This window comes from Nocardiopsis metallicus (assembly GCF_014201115.1).
GTDB classification, from domain to species: Bacteria; Actinomycetota; Actinomycetes; order Streptosporangiales; family Streptosporangiaceae; genus Nocardiopsis; species Nocardiopsis metallicus.
The window spans coordinates 5,313,757-5,331,596 of sequence record NZ_JACHDO010000001.1 but is presented as its reverse complement, the minus strand read 5'-3'; the positions used below and the strand labels follow the sequence as shown (position 1 = coordinate 5,331,596).

Genomic DNA, 17,840 nt, shown 5'->3' with positions numbered 1-17,840 from the left:
GGTGACAGTAGCACCGGCCGTCGCCATCATCAGGACATGATCGCGGACCACTTCCCCCCGATGGGGCTACGCCTGAACACTCCCCGCCTCCAACTGCGGATGCCCTCCGACACCGACCTGTCCCAGCTGGCTGCCGCTGCGGTCGCGGGCATCCACGACCCGGAGCGGATGCCGTTCATCGTCCCCTGGACCGACCAGACGCCCCGCCGTCTGGCACTCGGGGTCATCCAGCACAACTGGTCGGCGATGGCTTCGTGGACGCCCGAGAAGTGGACGTTCAACGCGGCCGTGGTGCACGAGGGCACCGTGATCGGCATCCAGGACCTGACGGGGAAGGACTTCGCGATCACCCGCCAGGTGGGCACCGGTTCGTGGCTGACCCGCAGCCACCAGGGCAAGGGGTTGGGCACGGAGATGCGCGCGGCGGTGCTCCACCTGGCCTTCGAGTGTCTGGGGGCGGACGCGGCGGTCACGGAGGTATTCGAGACCAGCGAGGCCTCCCGGGGCGTGACGCGCAAGCTCGGTTACGAACTGGACGGGAGCAACCTGGTCGCGGTCCGGGGACAGCAGGTCAGCGAGGACCGGTACCGGCTGACCAGGGAGAACTGGGAGAAGCACCGCACCGTTCCGGTGACCGTCGAGGGACTGGAACCGTGCCTGCCCTACTTCGGGCTGGGTGAACTCCCCGCCTGACTGCTCACGGCGGGGGCTCCCGTCCCACGGAGCATGAGAACCAGAACCACGAGGGGAGCGAGCAGGAAGCCCACGCCGGTGACGACCCCGCTGACCAGCGGTACCCATTCCGGATGGCCCAGCGCCACCATGAGCAGCCCGATCCCGCCGAGCACGGCCCCGTACCAGGCGACGGACAGGATCTCGGGCTGCTTCCAGTACCAGGCCAGCGGGAAGAAGTGCAGCCCGACGACGAGCGTCACCCAGGCCACCCCGGCCTGGTCGGGGACGTTCTCGAGACGGGAGATGGTCTGTGCTCCGCCGATGATCAGCAGTACCTCGATCGTGGTGACCACCCCGAAGAGCACCCCGAAACGCTGCGCTCCTGGTCCGCCACCGGAGCCGACCGCCGCCCGGCTCTCCTTCCGTACGCAGAGCAAGGCCAGAACCACGACGGCGATCGCGGCACCCACGGCCAGCGCCCGGACCACGGCGGTCACGGATGGCGGCAGTGGTGGGCCGCTGTTGATCAGGACGAACGCCAGACCGAACACCGAGGCGACGAAGAATCCAGCAAAGCGAGCAATCATTCCTGGAAACTACCAACCGCTATCGGTGCGCGATTCGTTTTTTAGGGCTTATGAGTCTTTTTGGGGTTTCTAGGTTCCCTGGTGAATAAATTGTGGTGCCAGCGCCCCCGTGCCGCCACGCCGCCCTTCCTCGTGCCAGCACGTCATCGTCAGCCTGGCTGGGAGACACTGAAGCCTCCGGCCGGTGGCCGAGTTGCTTCAGTGAGGGGCTCGGGCCCGGTCAGCGCGGATGACGCGGAGGACGGCGGCCCACTCCGACCCCGCGAACCCGAGGTGTCCCGGATTCCCTGTTCTGGGTGTCGCGCAGGTCCACGACGGTGGGCGCCTCCCGAGCCTCGACGCTGAGCTTCGGGACGGCTCCGACGGCCGGAATGGTGGTCAGCTACATCACCGCGCTACTCATGTGAGAGTCGTAGAGACTTGTCCACAGGCTGTGCATTGACTCCGTCCACAGCCTGTGGACAGTCAGCCTGCACTCCACAGAGCACGTCCGAAACCCTGTGGCCACGAACAACCCGTGCCAGGCTCAAGCCCTATGATCGACGAATTCGCGAAGTCCAACCTGCACAGCAGACTGAAGCGGGACCGCAAAGCGCTGCTCTGGAAACTCGACGGCCTGTCCGAATACGACTCCCGCCGACCCCTGACAGCGACCGGGACCAACCTCCTCGGCCTGGTCAAGCACGTGGCCACCGTCGAGGCCAGATACTTCGGCGAGGTCTTCGACCGCCCTTCCCCGGAACCGCTATGCCCGTGGCAGGACTCCGACGGCAGCGACCAGTGGGCGCACGAGGACGAGACCCGCTATCAGATCGTCGGGTTCTATCTACGCACGTGGGAACACTCGGACGCGACGATCAACGCGCTCCCCATCGACGCCCCCGGTCACGTCCCGTGGTGGCCCGAGCCCCATCCCAACACGAACCTGTTCGCCGTCCTGGCCCATGCCCTCAGCGAGACCCTCCGGCACACCGGACACGCCGACATCCTCCGCGAGAACATTGACGGCCGAACCGGCCTGCGCCCCGAACACGAACAACTCATCGACGAGGCAGCCCGCGCGGCCCACCGAGCAAAGATCGAACAGGCCGCCAGACTCGCCACGTGAGACACCCTTGGCACACTCTGCTCGGGGGCGGCTTCAGCGCAGACTCAGGCCGAGTGCCCAATTGGGTGGGTGAGACTCTCCGGTCTTCCAGTCGCCTCGGGTAAGGGAGTAGCCAAGAATGTCATGGTGCACCCCATCGATCTCTGGTCCGGCTTCCCGGTAGTGGGATTCCTTGACCCAGCCAGCCTTCAGGAAGGTCCGCTGCATCGCGACATTGTCGTCTCTGGTGCTGCCCTCCAGGCGTCGCAGGTGGCTGTGCGTGGAAAAGGCCCGGTCGCCGATCGCCAAGAGTGTGTGAAGTCCCAGGCCGAGGCCGCGCGATGACTCGCGCAACCGCAGATCCAGCAAGGCGCACGGGTCTTCGACGTCACTGAGGACGACGAGCCCCACCCGTTCGCCTCCTTCGAGCACCCAATAGCCCTCATTGTCGGGTGCCGAGAAGTCGCCTCTCTCCATCCTGCGCCTGACAGAGAGTTCAGTCGGCGAAGAGTCCAGATGAAAGGGAAAGCTGTTGCCGGTGAGAAAAGCGACCAGCTGCTCCCGGTCGTTCTCAGCGTGCAACGCGGTGAGCTCTACTGTTCCGTTCATGCCTCGCATTATGGTCGGGTGACCTTCCCACCCCGGGACCACATCGTCCGCTGACGTGACGAAGGCGCGCCCACCTCCCCTGTGTGAGCGCGCCTCCGGGCGCCGCGCTGGGCGGCGCCTACCCGTCCGACGGTCCCGTGGGCCGCCCTCTCGTTGGGGGCCAGAGAGCCCGAGGGCCCCCGTCGGACGGGCCGCCGACCGCTGCGCGCTCCGTCCCCTCAGGCGGGCGCGGCGGTCGGCTGGCCGCCGGGACCGGGCCCTCCCCCCTCAAGGAGGGCCGCGCGGTCCGCGGCGGCGTCAGTGGGTCATTCGTCCTTCCGTGACCGGGACAGCCCGTCGATCAGGGCGGACGCCTCCCGGTGGGTGCCGGGTAGCGGGACCGACCACACGGCGGCCCCGTGCTCCCAGCCGATCCCCTCACGGAGTTCGTCGATCTGGGCTTCGAGAGCGGGCCCGTCCTGGCTGACCACCGCGATCCGGCCCCGGCTGACCAGGCCCACGGACTCGCCCCGGGTGAAGAAACGGCTCAGTTCGTGCCCGAGCACGATCAGCCGTGCGGCGCGCCGCCAGGGATCGAGCGCCGGGTCCAGCGCCACCACCACGAGGCGGTGGTCGAACGCCGCCGGGACCGTTTCGTCCGCGCCGCGGTAGAGCTCGCTGACGCGGGTGCGCAGGTACGCCCCGCTCGCCAGGCCGGTGAGCGGGTCCTGGCAGGTGTTCCGGTCCCGTCCGCCCTCGACCCAGCCCTCGGCCAGCGCGCGCACGAGCGGGAGCGGCACCTGGTCCCAGCCCACGACCCGGCCGAAGGAGCCGAGGTCGTCCAGGGCCCGGCCGATCTCCACCCCGGAGCGGGCCCGCGCCTCGCCGAGCTGGGCGCAGGCCCCGGACAGGTCGCGTCCGGCGGCGTACGCCTCGCAGACGGCGTCCACGGAGGGCGTCCACCAGTCCTCGCCCGGGTCCCAACCCTCCTCCCTGCTCCGGCGTCCCCACGGCGCACGCAGTCCCCGGGCGCGGTGAACCACACGGTCCCGCGCTCCGGCACCCACATCGGTCTCGCCCATGGCATAGCTCCCGGTCGTCGTTTGGCCAGGTGAACGGAGGTGGGTCCGCGCCCCCGCGGTGGGCCCCCTCCGCTCGCCTTCATCTCAATCACGGAGATCGGTAGCGGCTATGACGCGGATACGGGATATTTTTTCGAGCAGGTGATTCTTTGACACCGCACCCCCGCATCCAGCACCTTCCGGTTCCGGCTCGAGGCGGGGGCCGCGGGACCACTAGGGAAAGGGCGCTGGGTGACCGACGCCGAAGGTGAGCACACAGACACACTCGTCGGTGACGCGGAGATCATCGAGCGGGTGAAGGCCGGTGACAACGCCGCCTACGGAACCCTCTACGAGCGCCACGCCGCCGCGGCCCGCGGCCTGGCCCGCCAGCTGCTGCGCGGTGAGGCCGAGGTCGAGGACGCGGTCGCCGAGGCGTTCACCAAGGTGCTCAGCGTCATCCAGCGCGGCGGCGGCCCCAGCGACGCCTTCCGCCCCTACCTGCTGACCGCGGTCCGCAACGCCGCCTACGACCGGGGCCGGGGGGACAAGCGCCAGGTCGTCACGGACGACATGGAGAGCTACGACTCCGGCGAACCCTTCGTCGACCCGGCGCTGGAGGGGCTCGAACGCTCGCTGATCGCCCGCGCCTTCCTCTCGCTGCCCGAGCGCTGGCAGTCCGTGCTCTGGCACACGGAGATCGAGGGGGTCAAGCCCGCCGAGGCCGCGAGCATCCTCGGGATGAACGCCAACGGCGTGGCCGCCCTGGCCTACCGGGCGCGCGAGGGCCTGCGCCAGGCCTACCTCCAGATGCACCTGGAGGGCGGCGGCGCGGCGGAGGCCTGCCGTCCCACGCTCGGCCTGCTCGGCGCCTACGTCCGCGGGGGCCTGTCCAAGCGCGACACCACCAAGGTCGACCGGCACATGGACGACTGCGCGGACTGCCGCGAGGTGTACGCGGAGCTGATGGACATCAACGTCGGGCTGCGCGGGATCGTCCTTCCGCTGGTGGTCGGCTTCGGTGCCACGGGCTACCTCGCCGCGACCCCGGGCGGGGCCGCGACCGGCGCCTGGTGGAACCGGATGTCGCGCCGCCAGCAGCAGACCACGGCCGGGGCCGTGGCTGCCGCGGGTCTGGCCGTCGCGATCGCGCTCGCCCTGGTCGGCGGGGAGGGCGCGCCGCCGACCGACCCTCCGCCTGTGGCAGCCCCCCAGGACCAGACGCCCGCGGGGGACCCGCCCGCCGCCGGTGACCCGCCGGCCGACCCGCCCGCGCAGGACCCGGCGGACCCGGACGCCCCGGCGCCCCAACCCGTGCCCGGGCCGCCCTCGGACATCCCGGCGGCCTCGATCCCGAGCCCGTCGTCCCCGGCCGTGCCCCCCGCCGTGCAGGACCCGCAGGACCCGGACGCCCCCGGGGTCCCCGGGGTCCCCCAAACCCCGCAGCCCCCGCAGCCTCCGGAGCCCCCGCAGCCTCCGGAGGCGCCCGAGGAACCCCAGCCGGTGTTCGCGGCGGGCATCGACCCGGTCGGGGCACTGATCCCGGGCAACGACGGGATCATGGTCCTGGATGTGCTCAACCTGGGTGCGGCCACCCTCGGGGACGTGGTCGCGGCCATCACCCTGCCGCCCGGGGTGGAGATGATCTCCTCCGGCGGCGCGGGCAACGCCGTCCCGATGGCGGTCGGCCACGGCGACTGGGGCTGCTCGGCGGGCAGCGGCGGCGGCGAGTGCGTGCGCACGGGTATGGAGGAAGGGGAGAACAGCACCCAGTTCTTCGACGTCCGGGTGTCGTCCGACGCCGACGTGAACGTGCCCGCCAGCGTGGTGATCGCTTCGGGCGGGGTGCGTTACCAGGCGGTCGGTGAGCGTGGGGTGACCCCGGAGGGCATCGCCGCTCGTTACGCCACGGCGGGCCAGGTGCGTACGGAGGCCGTGGGTAACGCCCTGCTGACCTGTACCGAACCGGATCCGCCCCAGGGCGGCTGGCCCTGGCCCTGGTGGGGCTGGCCGGGGGGCTCGGGCGGCCAGGGTGACCTGCTGGACGAGCGCCCGATGTCCCCGCCCGGGCCCGAGCCCCAAGAGGAGGACGACGCCGACCTGCGCCGCGCCCCCGCCGACACCGGTGCTCCTGGTGCCGGTGCGGGTGGTGGGGCCGGTGGTCCCCTTGGTGGGGATGGGCTTCTCGGTGGCTCCGGGGACGGATCCGACAACGATTCCCCCGGCGGTTCCCCCGGCAGCTCTGAGGGCGGTTCCGAAGGCGGAACGTCGGAGGGCGCCGAAGAGGGCGGTGCCGGGTCGGGCGGTGGCGGAACCGGGGACACACCCGGGACCGGAACCCCCGACGACCCCTCCGCCACCCCCGAGGACGGATACGGCGGGGAAGAGGGAGAAGAGGAAGAGGAGAAGTCCGGGCCGTGCGCCGACGCGCGTGAGCGGGTCGGCGACAAGCTCGACAACGACAACTGGGTGATGGCCCCCCTCGACCGTGACTGGGACCCCACGACCACTTCCTCCAGCTCCGCCACCTGGGAACTCCCCACCGGGGGTTCGGTGCGCTGGGCCGGGCTGTACTTCTCCGCGGCGGGCGAACCCGGCGCACCTACCGCCCGGGTCAAGGGCCCGGGCATGACCGCCTACACGACCGTCACGGCCACCGACACGCGGGTCGCCGAGCTCCCGGGCTACCCCGCCTACCAGGCGTTCGCCGAGGTCACCGAGCTGGTCCGCGCGGGCGGCGGTGGTGAGTGGTGGGTCAGTGACATCCCTGCCCGGGAGGGCCGGGGCGTCCACGCGGGCTGGAGCCTGGTCGTGGTGCTGGAGGACCCGGCGATCGAGGGCTACCACCAGGCGATGGTGCTGGACGAGACCACCGCGGTCTTCCAGAACGAGACCGGGGCGCGGTTCCCGGTGTCCGGGCTGCTGCCGGAGTCGGTCCCGGCCCGGTTCCACGTGGTGGCCTGGGAGGGCGACGCCGATCTGGGCGGTGACCGGGTGCTGGTGTCCGGGAACCCGGTCGGGCCCTCGGGAGGGCACGGCAGTGCCGACAACGCCTTCGTGAGCTCCGCGCGCGGTGCGGTGGGGGACCCGATGACCTTCGGGACCGACGTGGCCCGATTCGATGCGGTACTCGGCCGGGAAACGGATATCCGAATCCCGTCCGGCCAGGACGCGGTTCTGGTGGGGGTTGTCGCCCTCACGGCCCCGATGCGCGCCTGAAGTCCGTTGCCGGTGTGGCCTTCGCGGGTCTGGTGAGACGACCGGAAAGCCGCTGCCCACCCCAGAAAATCGGCTGTGTGTAGCAAGTCCATAACTGTCAGTGTTTGCCGATGGCACGCAAAACGAGACAGACTTGGCTAGGCTGTGCCCCGGTCATGGATATGGCCCCAGAGATCGACAGGGAAGGGGGCGGTGTCACGTGGACCGCTGCGCGTTGTTCGTCGACGCGGGATACCTTCTCGCCGACGGCGCGATGGCCGTACACGGAACCCGTAACCGGGACTCCGTCGCCTGGGACTACTCCGGCCTCGTCCAGTTCCTCAACGAGGTGGCACGGGACCGGACGGGGCTGCCGCTGCTGCGCTGCTACTGGTACGAGGCGGTCGCCGACGACCGGCGCGCCCAGGAGCAGGACAGCATCGCCGACATCCCCGGCATCAAGTTCCGAGCCGCCCGGATACGTCCGGGCCGCCGCGAGGGCGTGGAGAGCTACGTCCAGCGCGACCTCACCACCCTGGCCCGTACCGGCGTCCTGTGCGACGCGGTGCTGGTCAGCGGGGACGAGGACATGGCCTCCGTGGTCGCCGACGTCCAGGACATGGGGGTGCGCGTCACGGTCGTCCACATCTCGGTGGAAGGCAACTGGACCATCTCCCGCGCGCTGCGCCGGGAGTGCGACGACCTCATCGAGATCGGCGCCGGGCACCTGCGCCCCCACGTCAGCCTGCTCTCCGGCGGTGGCTCCACCCAGGAAACGGCAGCCAAGACGACCACCCCCTTCAACAACGGCCGCGCCCGCTCGGCGCCCGAGACGCCGCGCCAGCCCGCGGCGGCGGCCGCCAACACCGGCCGGGTCGAGCCGGTCAACACCTCCACCGGCGGCCTCGAGGCGATGTTCGCCGGTACCGGCGGTCAGCCCGTGCCCCAGGGCAGCGCCATGGAGCAGTTGCGTGCGATGCGCCGTTCGATAGCGCAACAGCGCGGCGTCGACCACCTGGCCGGACCGGGGGCGGAGAACGCCTCCTCCGGCGCGATCGACGTGAACGGCTTCCCCTCCGGCGGGCAGGTCCCGCCCGCTGTGAACGGCAACGGGTCCTACCCCGGTGCCTCCGGGGCCAACGGGGCGCACTCCGCCCCGAGCGCGCCGAGCGGACACGGCACCAACGGACACGGTCCCGTCGGTCAGGGCGGCTACCCGGCCTCCGGAACCGGGGGACACCAGTCCATGCGCGGGGTCGACCCGGGCGGCTACGGGATCCCCGGAAGACCGGTGCCGCCCCAGGCGCAGGGCCAGGGGCAGCCGCAGGGCCCGCCCATGGCCGGTGCCCAGCCGTCCTTCAGCGGTACGGGGCCCCAGGCCTCCTTCGCCGGTACGGGACCCCAACGGGCCTTCGACGCCGGGACCGGGCCGCAGGCCTCGTTCGCCGACAGCCAGCAGGGCCCGCCGCAGAGAGACACGCCACCCCTCCAGCAGGATCTGAGGTTCGGAGCCGGCGAGGATCCGGGCTTCGGAGGTGGGGCGGACGCAAACCCTACCTATGGGACCAGTACGGAAACTGACGCCGCGCGCCGCGGTGGCGCCGCACCCCGTTTCGGGGGAAGGCGACCTACTGGTCCCGAGTTCGACAGCCGGTTCGGCCCCGCTGGATACCAGGAACCCAGTCCCAGTCCTGGATATGGCCAGCAGACGGGCTCCGCCGCGAATACCGTTGATGACGCGGTGCATGTCGCGCACAAAGAAGGGAACGACTTCGCGGAGTCGATCGCACGTGAGGCACCCGCCCTGTGGGTCGAGGCCGTGCTGGCACGGAGACCCCGGATGCCCTCCGACCTGGAGGCGCGCCTGCTTCAGGGTTCCTCACTCCCGATCGACCACCTGTTGCGCGACGAGGTCCGTGACGGACTACGTCAGGGGTTCTGGCAGGCGTTGGAGCGTGCCAGGCCCTGATCGGCGCGCGCGAGTGCGAGTAGGGGATGGGGGCGATGCGGTTGACCCGCGTGACGACGGCAGAACTCGACCGGTTGGAATTCCACGCCGTCCGGTCGGGTGAGCACAGTCGGATCGCCGCCCAGCTGCTGGATCTGGCCAACCGGGTCGATGCCGGGAGCGAGGTCACCCGGGCGGAGCTGTTCGTCCGCGCCGGGGAGCAGTGGGAGATCGCGCAGGAGTTCGAGCGTGCCTGCGCCGCCTACCAGCGGGCCATGGACGACGGCGGCCCGACGGTGGTGGACGCGCACGCCCTGAGCGCCGGGGCGCTGCTCCAGCTCGACGAGCGCGAACTGGCCTACGAGCACCTGAAACGATTGGAGGGCGCGGACCGGTCCGGGCTCTCCACCTTCATCCACGTCGCCGAGGCCCTCTACGCCCACGACGACCTGGAGGGCGCGGAGCGCTGGGCCACCCTGGGCGCCCGGGAGGCCGAGGGCCGGAAGTCGTCCGCCTACGCCCAGGACCTGTTCCTGGAGCTGCTGCGGATCCGGTTCCGGATCCGGACCGATCTGGGCCTGCCCGAGGACGACCTGGATCTGCGTCTCGACCAGGAGTGAGCTTTCTGACGCACCCGGCCCGATACCCGGCTGGGTGCGTTCCGCCCGGACACGGCGGCGCCGCGGGGGCGGGCGTCCGCTTCCGGCCTCCCGGCGGCCGAGCCGCGCTGCCGGGGCGACCGGGTACGCCAGGTCCCCCGCCCCCGCCCGGCCCCGCGGAGGCCCTTCCGGGGGCTCTCACGCCTCCCTGTGGCGACCCCGCGGGAGCGGGGCCCGGATACATTGGCCCCTCCGACGTTCTAGGCTGTGTTCGGCCCTCTCCGAAAGCCTGAGAACTCACCGCTCCGCGCCCTGGAATCGGGCGCCGGTGAGGCACTCATACCACGCTCCACGCGTGTGTTCGACACTCGTCGATGAATCCGAGAAATCAGCGACACGCCATCATCTTGGGGTGTTCCAAGGCAGCCGCCCCTAGATGTAGTATCGGGTCCCGTTGGTGGTTCACCGGGGTTCCCGCCCTGGTGAAGCAGGCGGGAACGACGACCGCCACGCCCGCCGAGGTCCGATCGATCTCGGGAGCGGAGGTCGAGTAGGTCACCCGCGGGTCCCCAGGACCCGCCATCAGCAACGCAGACGAGGGGGCTTCCAGGGGAGCCGCCGCGACCCACCGGTCGCGAGTCCATCCGCATCCAGTGCGGGGGGCCGCCGGTGCGAGCCGCGTCTGCTACCCGTGAACCCCGTTTCCCCGCCGGGACTCTTCTTTACCGAGGTTGGAGCCGCTGTATGACCCTTGACGTCGAAGCCGTGCCCGCATCCGTTCGGCCCGAGCCGACCAGCGGCGGTGGCGCCCGCGCCGCCATCGACCGGATCGAGCACGTCGTAACCGAGGCCTGTGCGCGGCTCACCGGTGTTTCGGCGGACAAGGTCCTCACCGAGGCGCGGCGGGGCTTCTACCCCGGGATCTCCGACTCCGAGGTCGAGCTGGCCCTGGTCATGGCCGCCCGCAGCTTCGTCGAGGTCGACCCGAACTACTCCTACGTGGCCGCCCGCCTGCTGCTGGACAAGCTCCGCACCGAGGCCCTGAGCTTCGTCGGCGGCGAGGCCGAGACCGCCACCCAGTCCGACATGGACGAGCGCTACGCCAGCTACCTGGGCGCCTACGTCGGCCGCGGCATCGCCCTGGGCCAGCTGGACCCGGCGCTGGCCCAGTTCGACCTGGAGCGCCTGGGCAAGGCCCTGCACGCCGACCGCGACGAGCAGTTCACCTTCCTCGGCCTCCAGACCCTGTACGACCGCTACTTCCTGCACAGCGACGACGTCCGCTACGAGCTCCCGCAGGCGTTCTTCATGCGTGTCGCGATGGGCCTGGCGCTCAACGAGGACGACCGCGAGGCCCGCGCCATCGAGTTCTACGAGCTGCTGAGCTCGTTCGACTTCATGGCCTCCACCCCCACCCTGTTCAACTCGGGCACGGTCCGCGCGCAGCTCTCGTCCTGCTTCCTCACCACGGTCGGCGACGACCTGCAGGACATCTTCCACGGCATCAGCAACAACGCCATGCTGTCCAAGTACTCGGGCGGTCTGGGCAACGACTGGACCCCGGTCCGCGGCCTGGGCTCGCACATCAAGGGCACCAACGGCAAGAGCCAGGGCGTCGTCCCGTTCCTGAAGATCGCCAACGACACCGCCGTGGCGGTCAACCAGGGCGGCAAGCGCAAGGGCGCGGTCTGCGCCTACCTGGAGACCTGGCACATCGACATCGAGGAATTCCTCGACCTGCGCAAGAACACCGGTGACGAGCGCCGCCGCACCCACGACATGAACACCGCGAACTGGGTTCCGGACCTGTTCATGCAGCGTGTGGAGCAGGGCGGCAGCTGGACCCTGTTCTCCCCGGACGAGGTCCCCGACCTGCACGACAAGTACGGCAAGGACTTCGTCGAGGCCTACGAGAAGTACGAGGCCGACGCCGAGGCCGGCCGCATCAAGGTCTCCAAGAAGATGCCCGCCGTGGACCTGTGGCGCCGCATGCTCACCATGCTGTTCGAGACCGGCCACCCGTGGATCACCTTCAAGGACCCGTCCAACCTGCGCTCGCCGCAGCAGCACAACGGCGTGGTGCACTCCTCCAACCTGTGCACCGAGATCACGCTGAACACCAGCAAGGACGAGGTCGCGGTCTGCAACCTCGGCTCGGTGAACCTGCCCCAGCACGTGGGCCCGAACGGCATCGACGTCGAGCGCCTGCGCCGCACCGTGCGCACCGCCGTGCGCATGCTGGACAACGTCATCGACGTGAACTTCTACACGATCCCCGAGGCGCGCCGCGCGAACATGCGCCACCGTCCGGTGGGTCTGGGCCTCATGGGCTTCCAGGACGCGCTGTTCAAGATCCGCACGCCGTTCGCCTCCGAGGGCGCGGTGACCTTCGCGGACGAGAGCATGGAGCTGATCAGCTACTACGCCATCGAGGCGTCCATGGAGCTGGCCGGCGAGCGCGGTGCCTACGAGAGCTTCGACGGCTCGCTGTGGAGCCGGGGCATCCTGCCCATCGACTCCCTGCGCCTGCTGGCCGAGTCCCGCGGCGGCGACCTGGACATGGACCGCGGCGAGAACCTGGACTGGGACTCCCTGCGTGAGCGCGTCAAGAGCAACGGGATGCGCAACTCCAACGTCATGGCGATCGCGCCCACCGCGACCATCGCCAACATCACCGGCGTCAGCCAGTCGATCGAGCCGGTCTACCGGAACCTGTTCGTGAAGTCGAACATGTCCGGCGACTTCACCGTGGTCAACGACTACCTGGTCCGCGACCTCAAGGAGCGCGGCCTCTGGGACGACGACATGGTGTCCGCGCTGAAGATGCACGACGGCAGCCTCGGTGACATCGACCGCGTCCCGGACGACCTCAAGGCCCTGTACGCCACCGCCTTCGAGGTCGACCCCAACTGGCTGGTGGACGCCGGTTCGCGCCGCCAGAAGTGGATCGACCAGGCCCAGTCGCTGAACCTGTACATGGGCGCCCCCAGCGGCAAGAAGCTGGACGCCCTGTACCGCCGCGCCTGGCGCTCCGGTCTGAAGACCACCTACTACCTGCGTTCGCAGAGCGCCACCCACGTGGAGAAGAGCACGCTCAAGGGCACGGACGGCCGCCTCAACGCGGTGTCCTCCGGTCCGGCCGCCGCAGCCGCCCCCGTGGCCGCCCCGGTGCCCGCCGCCCCGGCCCCGAGCCCCAGCCCGGCCCCGGTGGCCGAGCCCGTGACGCCCGAGGACGAGTTCGAGATCGTCGACGGCCAGGCGTGCGGCATCGAGGACCCCGAGTGCGAGGCCTGCCAGTAACGAGGACCCCCGGGGCGCCCGCCACAGCGGGCGGGCGCCCCGCCTCCTCGCCCTCCCTCCACTCCCGCAGACGACCCCGGCCCGACCGGAGAACGGAAAAGTACCGAGCATGACCGCGGTTTCCGAGAACAGCGCCACAGCCACCAGCGGCCTCGGCGAGATCGAGCGCGACGCCGAGCGCGTGAACGTCGACGACAAGTCGATGATCAACGCCCGTGCCGACGTCAACCAGCTGCTGCCCCTCAAGTACACGTGGGCGTGGGAGAAGTACCTGTCCGGGTGCAACAACCACTGGATGCCCACCGAGGTGGCCATGCAGGCCGACATCGCGCTGTGGAAGTCCAAGGACGGGCTGACCGAGGACGAGCGCCTCATGCTCAAGCGCAACCTGGGGTTCTTCGCCACCGCGGAGTCCCTGGTCGCCAACAACATCGTCCTGGCCGTGTACCGCCAGCTGACCAACCCGGAGTGCCGCCAGTACCTGCTGCGCCAGGCCTTCGAGGAGGCGGTGCACACGCACACCTTCCAGTACATCTGCGAGAGCCTCGGCCTGGACGAGGGCGAGCTCTTCAACATGTACCGCGAGGTCCCCTCGATCACCGCCAAGGACGCCTGGGCGCTCAAGTACACCCAGAACCTGGAGAACCCGGAGTTCCGCACCGGCACGCCCGAGGCCGACCAGGCCTTCCTGCGTGACCTGGTCGCGTTCTACGTGATCTTCGAGGGCATGTGGTTCTACACGGGCTTCGCGCAGATCCTGTCGCTGGGCCGCCGCAACAAGATGGTCGGTATCGCCGAGCAGTACCAGTACATCCTGCGCGACGAGTCGATCCACCTGAACTTCGGCATCGACGTGATCAACCAGATCAAGATCGAGAACCCGCACCTGTGGACCGAGGAGTTCCAGGCCGAGGTGCGGCAGATGCTCACCGAGGCCTGCGAGCTCGAGGTCGCCTACGGCCGCGAGACCATGCCGCGCGGCGTGCTGGGCCTCAACGCCGAGCTGTGCGAGAAGTACATGCACTTCATCACCGACCGCCGCGCCGAGCAGATCGGTCTGGCGCCGATCTTCGGCGAGACGGAGAACCCGTTCCCGTGGATGTCGGAGATGATGGACCTCCAGAAGGAGAAGAACTTCTTCGAGACCCGAGTGATCGAGTACCAGACGGGTGGCGGCCTGGACTGGGACTAGGTCCTCTTCCGGGAGAGACCGAGTTTCTCCCCTCCAACGGCCCGGGGCGGGCGCGCGCCCCGGGCCGTTCGCATGGTGTGCCCAGCATGGGCAGTTGCTTGGAGGTGGAAGTCCTCTAGAGGAAGCGGCAGTGCTAACTCTGAGCCGGAGGCAACGGCGTCACCGCGAGGTGGGGTCGGGAGGAAGCCCGAGGCGAAACCCTGCACTGAGGAACACGAACCGCATACAAGGCAGTCCGGTCGGGGTGAGCCAGCCATGGATGGCGAAGCCCGTCACTGCCAAGACGGCCGGGGTGTAGATGCGGCAGGCGTAGGGGGAAAGTAGCTGTTCTTACCTGGGGAGGTCTGTCCGGGTGTCGGTTGTGCTGAGTATGTCGCCGCGCCGACGGCCGCGACCGCAAGGGAGCGGCTGACCGGGCAGAAGTCAGCAGAGGTCGTAGTACCAGCCGGGATCGCTCGTGGGCTGGGAAGGGCCGAACGTCAAATGGGACAGAGGAACCGGTGCCGCTCGTGCTGGTCACACAGATCGCAGCCACCCCGCCGAAGGCGGGCCTGCGGTGGGAGGGGACGGTGCATTTCCGTTGAGTACCGCCGTAGAGCGTAGTGACCTGTCGGCGCGGCCTGGAGACGATGTCCACCACGGCCAGGGGGATCTGTGGCAGCGAATGCTGTCCAGCGCGAACCTGGCCGCGGCGCTCGAACGGGTCGAGACCAACCGGGGTGCCCCGGGTGTGGATGGAGTCACTACCGCTGATCTGCGGGGATGGCTGCGCGAGCACTGGGAGGGCGTTCGGGAAGAACTCGACGCGGGGAGATACCGGCCCTCGCCGGTCCGCCGGGTGATGATCCCCAAGCCCGGGGGCGGCGAGCGGATGCTGGGTGTTCCCACGGTGCTGGACCGTTTGATCCAGCAGGCCATCGCGCAGGTCCTCACCCCGATCTTCGACCCGGAGTTCTCCGGGTCTTCGTTCGGGTTCCGTCCCGGCCGGTCCGCCCATCAGGCGGTGCGGGTCGCGCGGCGGGCTATTGAGGACGGCCACCGATGGGTCGTGGACATCGACCTGGACCGGTTCTTCGACCGGGTCCAGCACGATGTGTTGATGGCCCGGGTGGCGCGCAGGGTTGACGACCGCAGGGTGCTGCGACTGATCCGGTCCTTTCTGGAAGCCGGGATCATGGCGGACGGGGTCAAGATGCCGAGCGCGCAGGGGACCCCGCAGGGGTCTCCGCTTTCGCCGGTCCTGTCCAACATCATGCTCGACGACCTGGATCGGGAGCTGTGGCGTCGCGGTCACCGGTTCGTGCGCTACGCCGATGACATCCGTGTCTTCACGCGTAGCAGGCGGGCCGCTCACAGGGTGCTCGACTCGATCACGGTCGTGGTCGAGCAGCGGTTGAAGCTGAAGGTGAACCGGGAGAAGTCGAAGGTGGTTCCGGCATCCGTCGCGACGTTGCTGGGGTTCGGTTTCTACTTCACCCGGGCCGGGGTGCGTATCCGGGTCGATCCCAAGGCGCTCAGGCGCTGGAAGGTGCGGATCCGGGAGCTGACCTCGCGCCGGTGGTCGGTTGCGATGGAGTATCGCATCGGCCGGTTGAACCGGTTCATCGTCGGGTGGATGGGTTACTTCCGGCTCGCGGACACCCCCAGGGTGTTCCAGGGGTTGGATGAATGGCTCCGCCGCAGGATGCGGCAGGTCCGTTGGAAGGAATGGAAGCGGGCCAGGACCCGCCGCCGGATGTTGCGCTCGCTCGGTATCTCGGATCGTGTGGCCCGGGACTGGGCGATCAGCAGCAAGGGGTACTGGCGGATCGGTGGCTCGGTCGTCCTTCAGCAGGCGCTGCCCAACTCCTACTGGGAGGGCTTTGGTCTGCGGATGCTCAAGCCGACCTGGCAGCGGTTGAGATCAGTTTGACGAACCGCCGGATGCGGGCCCGCATGTCCGGTGGTGTGGGGGGAGGGCCGGGCGACCCGGCCCTCCTACCCGATCCCGGGGCCCGGTACCCGTGGCCGCTCCCGGGAGCCTGAGCACGGGCACCCAGGTTCCTGGCCGGTTCCGGTAGCGCTCTGGCCGGAGCAGGCCAGAACCGGAACGAACCCGCGTGAGCCGCGTCGGAACCGGGTGCGACCAGGACGTTCCTGGCGCGGAAGGGAAAGACATGGAGCATCACTTCGGCGACGGGCGGCACGAGGCGCTGCGCAAGGAAGTACGTGATTTCGCGGAGCGGGAGGTGGCGCCCCGGGTTCCGGAGATGGAGCGTGTTCGCGGTGTCGACCACGAGCTCTCGCGGTTGATCGCCGAGCAGGGGTGGATCGGGGTCACCGTCGGGCCGGAGCACGGCGGGATGGGGCTGGGGCACCTGGCCAAGACGATCATCATCGAGGAGATCTCGCGGGTCAGCGGTGCCATGGGCGCGATGGTGCAGGCCTCGCAGCTTGGGGTCGCCAAGATCGTGCACTTCGGGGACCAGGCGCAGCGCCGGACCTGGCTGCCCGAGATCGCGGCCGGGCGCTGCCTGCCCACCATCGCGGTGACCGAGTACGGCTCCGGCGGGCACGTCCTGGGCATGACCACCGGCGCGGTGCGCGACGGCGACGACTACGTCCTGAACGGGCAGAAGGTCTTCGTGGGCAACAGTCACGTGGGCGACCTGCACGGCGTGGTCGTCCGGACGGGGACCGGTTCGCGGGGGCTGTCCGCCTTCCTGGTGGAGTCCGGCCGGCCCGGGTTCTCGCTGGGCGAGCACCAGGGCACCATGGGCCTGCACGGGTTCAGCTTCGGTGAGCTGGTCTTCGAGGACTGCCGGGTGCCCGCCGCGAACATGCTCGGCGCGGAGGGCGACGGGCTGTCGGTGGCCTACTCGTCGAGCGTGTTGTACGGGCGCGCCAACCTCGCCGCGGTGGCCCTGGGCATCCACCGGGCCCTGGTCGAGGAGACCAGCGCCTACGCCTCGGAGGTGTTCCGCTACGGCAAACCGCTGGCCGAGGTGCCGTCGGTGAGGCTGAAGCTGGGGCAGATGCAGTCGCGGCTGATGATGGCGACGCTGTCGCTGTACCACGCGGTCTCGCTGCTGGACCAGGGGCGGCCCTGCGACCACGAGCTGATCAACGCCAAGCTGGTGAACGTGGAGTTCGCCCTGGACACCGCCCGGAACGCGATGGAGGTGCACGCGGCCCAGGGGCTGTACACGCACCGACCGATCGAGCGGTACCTGCGGGACGCGCACCACATCTTCGCTCCGGCAGGGACGTCGGACGTCCAGCTGCTGCGGCTGGGCGAGGCCGCCCTGGGGGTGGACCGGGGGCAGTGGTCCGACCGCCTCTCCGACCGGATCACCGAACACCTCGCGATGCCGGTCGGTTAGCTCAGGACTCCTGACGGTACGACGGGAGTAACGGGAGTGTGGCGGGGACCGGAGGGGAGAACCACGTCTCCGCTGCGCTGTCAAAGAACCTACCTTTGTGAATGCCGACAAACGGGCACGAAAGCGGAGTCACGTGCCTCTTCGAAATGCGCCCGCCTCCAGTCGGCGGTCTTTTCCGGCCGCCAAGGAAAACGATCAAGTAAATTCGTGAGCCGTGCCCGGCCGAGGCATCGCCCTGTGGGG

Annotated in this window: 12 protein-coding genes; 9 read left to right on the top strand and 3 right to left on the bottom strand. The window is 69.7% G+C overall.

What is annotated here, in order from left to right; all coding sequences use genetic code 11:
* Positions 1–36 precede the first annotated feature (36 nt).
* The gene (locus HNR07_RS23310; RefSeq protein ID WP_184366800.1) at positions 37–693 is read left to right on the top strand and encodes a GNAT family N-acetyltransferase; all 657 of its coding nucleotides are present in this window, start codon (positions 37–39) and stop codon (positions 691–693) included.
* On the opposite strand, the gene HNR07_RS23305 is transcribed toward HNR07_RS23310, so the two are convergent.
* Positions 663–1,262 (bottom strand): hypothetical protein, encoded by a 600-nt coding sequence (locus tag HNR07_RS23305; RefSeq protein ID WP_184366799.1) that lies wholly within the window; start codon positions 1,260–1,262, stop codon positions 663–665. The genes HNR07_RS23310 and HNR07_RS23305 overlap by 31 nt on opposite strands.
* Positions 1,263–1,797: 535 nt before the next feature.
* On the opposite strand from HNR07_RS23305, the gene HNR07_RS23300 reads away from it, so the two are divergent.
* Positions 1,798–2,370 (top strand): DinB family protein, encoded by a 573-nt coding sequence (locus HNR07_RS23300; protein ID WP_184366798.1) that lies wholly within the window; start codon positions 1,798–1,800, stop codon positions 2,368–2,370.
* 33 nt (positions 2,371–2,403) lie between these two features.
* Here the strand turns inward: HNR07_RS23300 and HNR07_RS23295 are convergent, their stop codons facing one another.
* The gene (locus tag HNR07_RS23295; protein ID WP_184366797.1) at positions 2,404–2,958 is read right to left on the bottom strand and encodes a GNAT family N-acetyltransferase; all 555 of its coding nucleotides are present in this window, start codon (positions 2,956–2,958) and stop codon (positions 2,404–2,406) included.
* 305 nt (positions 2,959–3,263) lie between these two features.
* Positions 3,264–4,019 carry a hypothetical protein gene (locus HNR07_RS23290; RefSeq protein ID WP_184366796.1) on the bottom strand — a complete coding sequence of 252 codons (756 nt, stop codon included), beginning with the start codon at positions 4,017–4,019 and terminating at the stop codon, positions 3,264–3,266.
* 231 nt (positions 4,020–4,250) lie between these two features.
* Between HNR07_RS23290 and HNR07_RS23285 the strand changes: the two genes are divergently transcribed.
* From HNR07_RS23285 to HNR07_RS23255, 7 genes are all read left to right on the top strand, one after another.
* Positions 4,251–7,217 carry a sigma-70 family RNA polymerase sigma factor gene (locus HNR07_RS23285; protein WP_184366795.1) on the top strand — a complete coding sequence of 989 codons (2,967 nt, stop codon included), beginning with the start codon at positions 4,251–4,253 and terminating at the stop codon, positions 7,215–7,217.
* 199 nt (positions 7,218–7,416) lie between these two features.
* Positions 7,417–9,165 (top strand): NYN domain-containing protein, encoded by a 1,749-nt coding sequence (locus HNR07_RS23280; RefSeq protein WP_184366794.1) that lies wholly within the window; start codon positions 7,417–7,419, stop codon positions 9,163–9,165.
* A gap of 26 nt (positions 9,166–9,191) precedes the next feature.
* Positions 9,192–9,764 carry a hypothetical protein gene (locus HNR07_RS23275; RefSeq protein ID WP_184366793.1) on the top strand — a complete coding sequence of 191 codons (573 nt, stop codon included), beginning with the start codon at positions 9,192–9,194 and terminating at the stop codon, positions 9,762–9,764.
* A gap of 723 nt (positions 9,765–10,487) precedes the next feature.
* On the top strand, positions 10,488–13,043 hold the full coding sequence (locus HNR07_RS23270; protein WP_184366792.1) for a ribonucleoside-diphosphate reductase subunit alpha: 2,556 nt from the start codon (positions 10,488–10,490) through the stop codon (positions 13,041–13,043).
* A gap of 109 nt (positions 13,044–13,152) precedes the next feature.
* Positions 13,153–14,235: a ribonucleotide-diphosphate reductase subunit beta gene (locus HNR07_RS23265; protein WP_184366791.1), complete on the top strand. Its 1,083-nt coding sequence runs from the start codon at positions 13,153–13,155 to the stop codon at positions 14,233–14,235.
* A 664-nt stretch (positions 14,236–14,899) separates the two neighbouring features.
* On the top strand, positions 14,900–16,147 hold the full coding sequence (gene ltrA / locus HNR07_RS23260; protein WP_184360845.1) for a group II intron reverse transcriptase/maturase: 1,248 nt from the start codon (positions 14,900–14,902) through the stop codon (positions 16,145–16,147).
* A gap of 244 nt (positions 16,148–16,391) precedes the next feature.
* Positions 16,392–17,597, top strand: coding sequence for an acyl-CoA dehydrogenase family protein (locus HNR07_RS23255; protein WP_184366790.1), 1,206 nt, complete (start codon positions 16,392–16,394; stop codon positions 17,595–17,597).
* The last annotated feature ends 243 nt before the right edge of the window (positions 17,598–17,840 follow it).